Annotated in this window: 9 protein-coding genes; 2 read left to right on the top strand and 7 right to left on the bottom strand. The window is 60.0% G+C overall.

Annotated elements, in window-relative coordinates; genetic code table 11:
* The first annotated feature begins 155 nt into the window (after positions 1-155).
* Positions 156-995, top strand: coding sequence for an acyl-CoA dehydrogenase family protein (locus tag ATO9_RS20295; RefSeq protein ID WP_238318829.1), 840 nt, complete (start codon positions 156-158; stop codon positions 993-995).
* Positions 996-1,079: 84 nt separating this feature from the next.
* Here the strand turns inward: ATO9_RS20295 and ATO9_RS20290 are convergent, their stop codons facing one another.
* From ATO9_RS20290 to ATO9_RS20280, 3 genes are read right to left on the bottom strand one after another with little or no spacing between them, the layout of a single operon-like run.
* Positions 1,080-2,246, bottom strand: a complete 1,167-nt coding sequence (locus tag ATO9_RS20290) for an acyl-CoA dehydrogenase family protein (protein WP_043753698.1) — start codon at positions 2,244-2,246, stop codon at positions 1,080-1,082.
* 16 nt (positions 2,247-2,262) lie between these two features.
* Positions 2,263-3,501, bottom strand: a complete 1,239-nt coding sequence (locus tag ATO9_RS20285) for a thiolase family protein (protein WP_043753696.1) — start codon at positions 3,499-3,501, stop codon at positions 2,263-2,265.
* 16 nt (positions 3,502-3,517) lie between these two features.
* The gene (locus tag ATO9_RS20280; RefSeq protein ID WP_238318828.1) at positions 3,518-4,375 is read right to left on the bottom strand and encodes an enoyl-CoA hydratase/isomerase family protein; all 858 of its coding nucleotides are present in this window, start codon (positions 4,373-4,375) and stop codon (positions 3,518-3,520) included.
* Between ATO9_RS20280 and ATO9_RS20275 the strand changes: the two genes are divergently transcribed.
* Entirely contained in the window at positions 4,348-5,523 is a 1,176-nt protein-coding gene (locus tag ATO9_RS20275; RefSeq protein ID WP_238318827.1) for a CaiB/BaiF CoA transferase family protein, read from the top strand. The two genes, ATO9_RS20280 and ATO9_RS20275, sit on opposite strands and share 28 nt — an antisense overlap.
* Positions 5,524-5,548: 25 nt before the next feature.
* Here ATO9_RS20275 and ATO9_RS20270 read toward each other — a convergent pair whose 3' ends face one another.
* The 4 genes from ATO9_RS20270 to ATO9_RS20255 form a co-directional block, all read right to left on the bottom strand.
* On the bottom strand, positions 5,549-6,337 hold the full coding sequence (locus ATO9_RS20270) for an SDR family NAD(P)-dependent oxidoreductase (protein ID WP_043753691.1): 789 nt from the start codon (positions 6,335-6,337) through the stop codon (positions 5,549-5,551).
* 12 nt (positions 6,338-6,349) lie between these two features.
* Complete coding sequence (locus ATO9_RS20265; RefSeq protein WP_028288589.1) at positions 6,350-7,141, bottom strand: ABC transporter ATP-binding protein; 792 nt, start codon at positions 7,139-7,141, stop codon at positions 6,350-6,352.
* Positions 7,142-7,202: 61 nt separating this feature from the next.
* Positions 7,203-8,441, bottom strand: a complete 1,239-nt coding sequence (locus ATO9_RS20260) for an ABC transporter substrate-binding protein (RefSeq protein WP_048534155.1) — start codon at positions 8,439-8,441, stop codon at positions 7,203-7,205.
* A 34-nt stretch (positions 8,442-8,475) separates the two neighbouring features.
* On the bottom strand, positions 8,476-9,528 hold the full coding sequence (locus ATO9_RS20255; RefSeq protein WP_028288587.1) for a branched-chain amino acid ABC transporter permease: 1,053 nt from the start codon (positions 9,526-9,528) through the stop codon (positions 8,476-8,478).
* Position 9,529: the final 1 nt, after the last annotated feature.

Here is a 9,529-nt window from a genome sequence, read left to right as displayed (position 1 = left end):
CGAGTAGCTTAATTTACGCCAGATCCTGTCCAAGAGATGGGGAGTAGCTCAGTCCTCCTGACATCGGGATAAAACTATCCCAGTTGGTGGACCACTTCAGTGGGGGCACTCCACAACCGGTGGTCGGCTTCGGCACCGACGAACAGAAGGCTCGGATGCTGCCGCCTCTGATCCGCGGAGAGCACCGCTCCTGCTTCGGCGTAACCGAACCGGACGCCGGCCTTGATACCACGCATATCTCGACCTTTGCGCGCCGACGCGAAGACGGTGGGTATGTGGTCAACGGGCGCAAGGTCTGGACCTCGACCGCACAGCGCGCAGATCACATCCTGCTGGTGACCCGGACCACGCCCATCGAGGACTGCGAGCGACCGACCGACGGCATGTCAGTGTTCTACACCGATTTCGACCGCAGCAAGATCGACGTGCATGAAATTGCCAATATGGGCCGCAAGGCGGTCGACTCCAACGCCATCTTCATTGATGGGCTGGAGGTGCCCGAAGAGGACCGCATCGGCGCGGAAGGTGAGGGTTTCAAGGTCCTGCTCCACGGGCTGAATGCCGAGCGGATCATTGTCGCCGCGGCTGCGGTCGGGTTTGGGATGTACGTACTGGAAAAGGCGGCCGCCTATGCGCGCGAACGCGTCGTCTTCGGCCGTCCAATCGGCCAGAACCAGGCGATCCAGCATCCGCTGGCCTCGGTGTGGATGCGCCTTCAGGCGGCGGAACTGATAACCTACAAAGCCGCCACGCTTTACGATCAGGGCAAGCCCTGCGGGCTGGAGGCCAATACCGCGCGCAACCTCGCCGGCTCGGCGGCCTACGAAGCGGCATTCCGCGCGGTGCGCACCCACGGCGGCTTTGGCTTCGCGCAGGAATACCACGTCGAGCGTTACTTTCGCGAAAGCGTACTGAACTTCATCGCGCCGGTCAGCGAGGAGTTGATCCTCTCCTACGTGGCCGAGAAGGCATTGGGGATGCCCAAGTCCTACTGACTCTTCGCCCGTATCGCGATCACTCCGGGTCGTGCCCACCCTCGACGCTGACGAGCGCCGACGGTGGGGCGGCCAAGGCCCTTTTCAGAACGCGTTAAGCCCGGTCAGGTTGCGCCCGATGACCAGTTTTTGGATTTCGGTGGTGCCATCGGGAATCGGCATGACCTTTGCATTGCGGAAGTGCCGTTCAACGTCGAACTCTTTGGTGATGCCGTTGCCGCCGTGGATCTGCACCGCTTTGCCGGCGATTTCGACGGCCATTTCGGTTGCATACCATTTCGCCATCGAGGTCTGGGTGTCACAGCGCACGCCCAGGTCCAGAAGTTGCAGCCCGCGCTGGCACAACAGGCGCGCGGCATCCAGGTGCGTGGCCATGTCGGCCAGGTAGCCTTGAATCAACTGGTGCCCGCCAATCGGCTTGCCATGCTGCTCGCGTTCCTGGGCATATTTGACCGCACATTCCAATGCCGCCTGACCAATGCCGATGCTGGTCAGGCCAACAAACACACGCGCGCTCTCAAACAGTTTCAACGTCTGGAACAGGCCGCCGCCTGCATTACCCAGAACATGCTCGGCGGTGGTTTCCGCCCGGTCGAAAAACAATTCACAGGTCGATGCACCGACAAGTCCCATCTTGCGCAATTCGCGGCTCTCATAGTTGCCGGCCTCGCGGTCGACGATGACCATGGAAATACCGTCGTCCAGATTGCAGACAACGATGGCGAAATCCGACTGGGCCCCATTGGAAATCCAGAGCTTCTGGCCAGTGACGAAAATCTTATCGCCCTCTCGGTCCGCACGTGTCTTGACCTCGCGTACGTTCGAACCGACCTCTGGTTCGGAAATACAGGTGGCACAGATCCGTTCGCTGCGCAGGAGCGGCTTCAGATAGGCCTCTTTCTGCGCCACATTTCCCAAGAGGTTGACCGCGAACACGGCATGACCCTGAATCAGCACCGCGATTGCCAGATCGGCCCATATCCGGGCCAGTTCCTCGTATAGGATGCCATAGGTCATGCGGTCGATTCCGGCACCGCCTTCCTCTTCGGGGATCAGGCCGCTGATCAGCCCGAATTCCTCGACCTTGGCGAACAGGGACTTCAGGGTTTTCGCATCGGGGGGGTGGCCGAGGTTCTCGTATTTCTCGGCCAGCGGCGCGAACTCTGCCTCGGCCATCTTGCGGAAGTTTTCCAGCAACATGCGTTGCTCATCTGTATAGATTGCCTGAGCGGCGGCGATCACGTTTTCCATGGTTCGTCTCCTTGTTTCAACGGCCCAGAATGGTGACGCAGGCGGCCGCTTCTTCTACCCCGTGCAACCCCCCGCCGTTTTCGGCGATGGCATTCTTTGCCCCTTCGACCTGACGCGCGCCAGCTTCGCCGCGCAGTTGCGTGACCAGTTCGAAAACCTGCCCTATCCCTGTGGCACCGACCGGGTGGCCCTTGGATTCCAACCCGCCCGAGGGGTTCACCGGAATGCGTCCGCCGATCTTTGTCTCGCCGCGCAGACTGGCGGGACCGCCCTCGCCGAATTCGACAAATCCGAGGTTCTCGATCTGGATCACTTCGCCCACGGCCGTGGCGTCATGCACTTCGGCCACCGATATATCCTCGGGGCCGATCCCGGCCTGTTCATAGGCCTCAAGCGCGGCAAGCCGGGTCAGGTGGTTCTTGTAATCTTCCGGCGGACGATCGGTGCCCGAGCGCAGGATCGCGGCCTTGACCTTGATCGCGCGCGCGGGATCTAGGCCCAGACGTTTTATCCCCTCGCCGGTGCATAAAACGGCCGCAGCGGCCCCGTCCGAGATCGGGGCGCACATCGGCAGGGTCAGCGGATAGGTGATCGGCGGCGCGGCCAATACCTGATCGACGCTCATGGCTTCTCGGTATTGCGCCAGTGGATTATGCACGGAATGCGCATGGTTCTTGGCGGCGACGGCGGCGAACTGTTCCTGAGTTGTGCCAAAGGTCTTCATGTGAAGCCGGGCGAAGCCTGCGTAGACATCCATGAACACGCTGTAGGGCTTGGGCGATTTCGATCCTTCGGGTTCCTCGACCCCTGCACCCAGATCGGCCAGCCGTTGCGCGACCTCTTCGCTGTTGCTGACGTCCCAGCCGCTGTCGAAGGCCGAAAACATCAACGCACGGTCGTCAGAATACATCTTTTCGGCGCCCACGGCGAGACAGCAGTCGCCATTGCTGGCCTTGAGGAAATCGACTGCCAGTTTGAACCCGGTCGAGGCGCTGGCGCAGGCGTTTTCGACATTCACCACCGGAATGCCCTGAATGCCCATTTCACGCAGCGCGATTTCGCCGCGGATCATGTGCTGGCCCTCCATGTGGCCCTGCACCGCGTTCGAGAAGAATGCGCCGTCGATACGATCTGCCGTCACTCGGGCATCGGAAAGCGCGGCGGCGACGGCCTCGCCGGTCATGTCCTTGATGGTTTTGTCCCGGAACTTTCCGAACGGCGTCATCCCGACGCCAACGATGTAAATGTCCTGCATCGTTTGTCCTCCTGACCTAGTATCCGCGAAACTGCGGTTTTCGTTTTTCATTGAACGCCGACAGACCCTCGTGCATGTCCCAGGATCGCATGTGCGCGCGCAGGTTCAGCATCTCTTCGGAAAGCGCGGCGGTTTCGTCCACGTCCAGCGACCGATTGGCAACCGTCTTCATGCGGCGTAAGACCGCCGGGCTTTTTTCTGCCAGCCTGTCGGTAAAGGCCTGCACCGCTTGTCGCAGGTCTTCGTCCGCGATGACCTTGTTCACCAGTCCCCAGTCCATCATGTCCCGTGCCGAAACGTTCTCGCCCGAGAACAGCAGGTATTTCGCGCGGTTCAGGCCAATCCTACGCGGCAGGATCGCCGCACCGCCGGCCCCGGGAAAGACGCCAAAGTTGGAATGTGCGTCGCCCAGTTGCGCGCTTTCGGCGGCAAAGACCAGATCGCAGGCCATCACCATTTCCAAACCGCCCGCCATCGCCAGCCCGTTCACTGCGGCGATCACCGGTTTCGGGCCATGTCGCATCAGCCCAAACGTGTGATCGACAAGATCCAGAAGATCCGGCTCGCCTGGTGCATGTTTGGCGCCAGCAACTTCTTTCAGATCGGCACCGGCGCAGAATGCCCGGCCAGAGCCGGTCAGGACAATTGTACGCACCCCATCGTCGGCCAGCGCCGATTCCAGTGCTGCCGCCATCTCGCGCAGCATCTGCGTTGACATTGCGTTGAGCTGTTCGGTGCGCTGGAAGGTAATCCATTCAGTTTTTGCGACCCGCTCAACGAATAGCGTCTGCTTTGCTTCACTCATGCTAAGCTCCTGATAATTATACATATTATTGGTTTTTCGCCTTGTCTTTTGCGGCGATTTGCGCTGCACTCGGGCGGACCCGCACGTGGAAAACAAAAGAGCTGGAGATTGATATGAGCACTGCACCCCTGGCCGGCCTGAAAATTCTCAGCCTTGCCGAACAGTTTCCCGGTCCCTATGCCACAATGCTGTTGTCCGACATGGGAGCCGAGGTGATCATGATCGAACGACCGGGTGTCGGCGATCCGGCCCGGCAATTTCCGCCCTTGTTCCGGGCACTGAACCGAGGCAAGCGCAGCGTTGCGTTGGATCTGAAATCGGCCGAGGGGCTGGCACGGTTTCGCGAACTGGCCAAGGAATCGGATGTCATCGTCGAAGGGTTCCGCCCTGGCAAGCTTGCGGCCTTGGGTGCCGGTTTCGAGGACATGCGTAGTGTCAACTCGCGGCTGGTTTATGTATCGATTTCGGGTTACGGGCAGGACGGCCCCTATCGTGACAGGGCTGGCCATGACCTGAGCTATGAAGGGGTTGGCGGTTTGCTGGCCGATCAGGCCGATGCAAAGCAGCCCGGCCCTGTGCCGCCGATCCCCCTTGCGGATGTTGGCGCGGCGTTGTTCGCGGCGATCGCAATCCTGTCGGCGGTGGTGTCGAGCCAGCGCACAGGGCAGGGGCGTTACGTGGACGTGTCCATGTCGGATGCGGTGGTTTCGATGTTGACCGCATTCCTCGTTCCCGCCGCCAATGGAACACCGCTGGGCGATTTTATCGCCGAGCCGGGCTATGGCGTGTTCACCTGCAAAGACGGCAAGCTCTTGACCTTGTCCATCGCGCATGAGGACTGGTTCTGGAAACCGTTCTGCGATGTGATCAACAGGGCGGATCTTGCGCCGTTGACAGGCCGCGACCGTGTCGCCCGCAAGGCCGCGCTGCGCGAAGAAATCGCGGCGATTTTGGTCAACAAGACGCGCGCCGAATGGGGCGACCTTCTGGATAAGGCGGGGGTGCCATGGGGTCCGGTCAATTCCCTGGTCGAAACGTTGGACGACCCCCATGTGCGTGCGCGCCAGCTGCTGCGCAAGATTACGCATGACGGCGGCAAGGCCGAGACTTTTATTGTCCAGCCGTTGAAATTCGATGGTTTCGAAACCGCGATACCGGATCTGCCCCCCGAGCTCGGGGCAGATAATGACAGCGTTTTTTCGGACAGCTCCAACTAGAGGCGGCAGCCGTCCGATGGCGGCTCTAGCAGGCAAAAGAATACCCGCCATTCACCGGATAAGTTTGACCGGTGATCCAGCTGGCAGCATCCGAGCAGAGGAACAGGATCATTCCGGCGGGGTCTTCCGGCTCGCCCAGACGGCGGATCACGTATTGCGACAATGCCCGCTTCTCGGTCTCTGCATCCGGGATCAGGTCGGCGACAGCCGGAGTTCTTGTGCCCCCCAAGGCGACGCAATTCGCGGTGATCCCGAACCGGCCGCCGGCCTTTGCAATTGCCCGCATGAAGCCGGCCGCACCGGCCTTGGCCCCGGAATAAACCGCCAGATGCGGTTCACCGACACGGCCGGCGTCGGAAATGACGGTCACAATGCGCCCATAGCCACTGTTAACCATCAACGGCATGGCGTGACGGGTGCAGTTCAGCACCCCATCGAAATTGGTGGCCATCCAGCGGCGCCATTCGTCGGGATCGGATTCCCAAAAAGGGACCAGATCGTCGAGCCGCGATGTCGGCCCGGCGTTGCCCGCATTGTTGACCAGAATATCCACGCCGCCAAATGTGGTCTGCGTTTCGGCAAACGCCGCGCCAACCGCGTCGAAATCCGAGACGTCGAAGGCGAGCGGCAGAGCCTTTGCACCCGCTGCCTCCACTTCCGCGGCAACGCTTTCGGCCCGTTCGGCGTGAAAATCGTTGACAACGATGGCACCGGCTCCGTGTTCCGCCAGATAAAGCGCGGCTTGCCGACCAACGCCTTGCCCCGCTCCGGTTACAAATGCGGTACGACCTTTGATGGAAAGCAGGTTACTCATCTTCGTTCCTTTCTATCCCAGCCATCTCTTCCGGCGGCGATAGTGTTTGATATCTCGATAGCTTTTGCGCTCGCCCGATGCGGTGACGCCGAGATAGAATTCCTTGATGTCCTCGTTGTCAGCGAGCTTGTCGGCAGGGCCGTCCATCACGATCCGGCCGTTCTCCATCACATAGGCATAGTCGGCGATCGATAGCGCCGCGGCGCTGTTTTGTTCGACCAGGAAGAAGGTCGTGCCTTCTGACTTGAGCTGCTTGAGCACTTCATAAACATCCCGGATCATCATCGGGGCCAATCCCAACGACGGTTCGTCGATCGCGATGATCTTGGGGCTGGCCATCATGGCCCGGCCGATCAGCAGCAGTTGTTGTTCGCCACCAGACATGAAGCCAGAGGTGCGGTTGCGCAGGTCCGCAAGCCGGGGCATCAAGGTGTAAACATGGTCCAGGCGCTTTTTCAGCTCGGCGGAGTTGGGCACCATGTGCCCGCCGACGATCAGGTTTTGCTCTGACGTCAGATGCCGCAAAACGCGCCGCCCTTCCATCACATGGATGAGACCGTTCTTCACGACTTCCGAGGCTTCCATGTTCTGAATGGGAGTTCCGTCCAGAACGATGGACCCCGCCGAAACGGTTCCATCCTCGGATTTGAGCGTTCCCGAGATGGCTTTAAGCGTCGTGCTTTTTCCTGCGCCATTGCCACCGAGCAGAGCAACACATTGTCCCGCACGGACTGTCATGGACACGCCTTTGAGCGCCAGGATGACGTCGGAATATGTCACCTCTACGTTGTTGAGTTCCAGCATGGTCATATTGCCCGGGGCTAAGGATCAGAACGGGCGCCGCGACTGCGGCGCCCGGATTAATTCACCATTTCTCAACTTGCGGAACGTCGACACCCGTTGCCCCGATGGTGATTTTCCCATCTTTGACGGTGCCCACATTCACTTTGAGGCCTTCCAATGGGAACGGTGCTTCTGGCGTAAAGGACAAGGTCGGCAGGAACCCATGGGTTTCTTCGGTGGTGATCGGTTTGGCAAAAAGCGCCTCACGTACCATCTCTCCGGTCAGGCCCTCGGCGCCGTTCGCCTCGATCGCGTGATCGATCACGGTCACGGTATAGAGACCCTGAGATACGCCCATTGCGGTCACGACGTTCCAAGGTGCTTCGAGTCCGTAATCGGCAACCAATGTCTTGTAGAATTGTCGCGCGGGAGTGTCCTCATCGGCCGCAATCGCCATGCCGTAGGCTTCAAAGTCCCCCTCCATTTGCTCAAGCCCGCCAAGCGCGCCACCCGAGGCTGGAAGCCCGTTATGCGAACTCACCATGATCGGGATGTTCGCCCCGTTGGCCTGCAGCCCACGTTTCGCGGCAACCACGATAGAGGTGTTCGTTTGGATTACCAGCGCCTCGGCCCCGGCTCGTACAACGCGGCGCATTTGCCCCGTCAGATCGGTGGGTTGAACTTCGGTATAGATGACCTCGACGAGGTCGATCTCCTCGGGGTGCTCTTCGGCATAGAGTTCAAGGCCCTTTGCCATGTCGACATAGGCAGGCGATGCTTCGGAGGCGAGGATCGCAACCTTGAGCGGTTCGTCTCCTCCGCGCTGTTCACGCATCCAGTTCAGAAAGCCGACACTTTCGTGCGAATAGGTCGGGCGTGGGTTGAAAATCCAGGCATCCGGTTGCCAGGCAAAACCGTAGGCCGCTGTGGCCATGAACATCGGGATTTTGTCTTCCGGCAGGCGTTCGGAAAGGGCCGCGACGTCAGGCCCGCCGAGGCCGACAACCGCAATCGGGTCCAGTTCCGATTTGATCCCGGGCCAGAGACTTGCCACCTGTGCCGCGTCATAGCGGGTTTCGTAGTTTTTGTAGTTCAGCGTGACGCCAAGTTCCTTGCCGCGGGTTTCATTCCACCAGGTGAACACAGCTTCGCGTCCGCCTGCCAGGATGGGCATGATGTCAGCATAAGGGCCGGAAAAGTCCGACAGCAGGGCCAGATTATAGGTCTCTTCGGCCTGCGCCTTCAAAGGCATGGTCGCCGCGGCCGCCAAGGCAGCCGCTGCCAGTAAGCCGCGAAGACCTCGATTCGATTGGTAAGTCATATTCTTCCTCCCAGGTTTAGAGCCGCTCTATTTCTCAGTAAGGAAACGGCCAGATACGGTATGACGACTTCAGGATGTTCCAGCGATGCATCAGCCCCTTGGGTTCGAGGATCATAAACAATGCGATCACGCCGCCAAGAACGACATTCATGCCAGCGAACACGATGTCACCGCCAAGGAATGATACCGAGTCGGCGATATTGGGGCCGACCGTCGCGATAATTTCCTGGATGATGCGGATAATGAAGACGCCTATCAGGGCCCCCACGATTGAACCCATCCCGCCGACGATGATCATCGCGACGAAGAAGATCGAGTGAAACAGGGTGAACTGGTCTACCCCCACGAAGCGGATCAGATAGGCCCAAAGCGCCCCGCCGACGCCCGCATAGAAAGCGCCGATCAGGAAGGCATTTGCCTTTGTGGCCGCGACATTGATCCCCATTATACCCGCGGCCACGTCATCATCCCTGACCGCCACGAAGGCACGGCCGAAGCGTGACCGAACGATCCCGAACGCGCCCGCCACCATGATCGCGGTCACGGCGAAATTCAGATAGAACTGCGAAGATTCGCTGACAAATCGCTGCCCGAAAAGCTCGGCCGGGGGCACGGTGATACCGTTCGATCCACCCAGCCAGGTTGACGGCAGGTTCAATACGGCAAAGTGGAACAGGAACTGAGCTGCAATCGTGGTCAGTGCCAGATAGAACCCCTTGATCCGCGCCGCGGTCAAGCCAAAGAGAAAGCCGAACAGCGCAGCCGAGAGCCCGGCCAGAGGAATGGTCAGCAGAAACGTAAGGCCGGTCTTCGAGGCCAGTATCGAGGCCGTATAGGCGCCGACCCCCATGAACGCCGCCTGACCCAGGTTGATCTGGCCCGCATAGCCGGTGCAGATCTGAAGCCCGACGGCGATGACGGCGCTGATCATCATCATATTCAGGATAGCGATGATACGGCTGCTCACCAGGTAAGGCGCCAACAGCAGTAGAGCCATGAATACGACGAGGGCCAGAAACTGCCAGCGCGTTCGGATCAAACGTCTGTCACTGCGATAGCTTGTCGGGAATACGCCAGAAGGATCCATG

The sequence above is a fragment of the Pseudooceanicola atlanticus genome, assembly GCF_000768315.1.
In the GTDB taxonomy this organism is placed as follows: domain Bacteria; phylum Pseudomonadota; class Alphaproteobacteria; order Rhodobacterales; family Rhodobacteraceae; genus Pseudooceanicola; species Pseudooceanicola atlanticus.
The sequence above is the reverse complement of the archived record's forward strand: the minus strand, read 5'-3'. Positions and strand labels throughout refer to the sequence as shown.

Excerpts from the sequence above, each read along its gene's own strand:
- ATO9_RS20295 (WP_238318829.1), top strand. The coding sequence starts at position 156 with ATGCTGCCGCCTCTGATCCGCGGAGAGCACCGCTCCTGCTTCGGCGTA.
- ATO9_RS20290 (WP_043753698.1), bottom strand. The coding sequence starts at position 2,246 with ATGGAAAACGTGATCGCCGCCGCTCAGGCAATCTATACAGATGAGCAA.
- ATO9_RS20285 (WP_043753696.1), bottom strand. The coding sequence starts at position 3,501 with ATGCAGGACATTTACATCGTTGGCGTCGGGATGACGCCGTTCGGAAAG.
- ATO9_RS20270 (WP_043753691.1), bottom strand. The coding sequence starts at position 6,337 with ATGAGTAACCTGCTTTCCATCAAAGGTCGTACCGCATTTGTAACCGGA.
- ATO9_RS20265 (WP_028288589.1), bottom strand. The coding sequence starts at position 7,141 with ATGCTGGAACTCAACAACGTAGAGGTGACATATTCCGACGTCATCCTG.
- ATO9_RS20260 (WP_048534155.1), bottom strand. The coding sequence starts at position 8,441 with ATGACTTACCAATCGAATCGAGGTCTTCGCGGCTTACTGGCAGCGGCT.
- ATO9_RS20255 (WP_028288587.1), bottom strand. The coding sequence starts at position 9,528 with ATGGATCCTTCTGGCGTATTCCCGACAAGCTATCGCAGTGACAGACGT.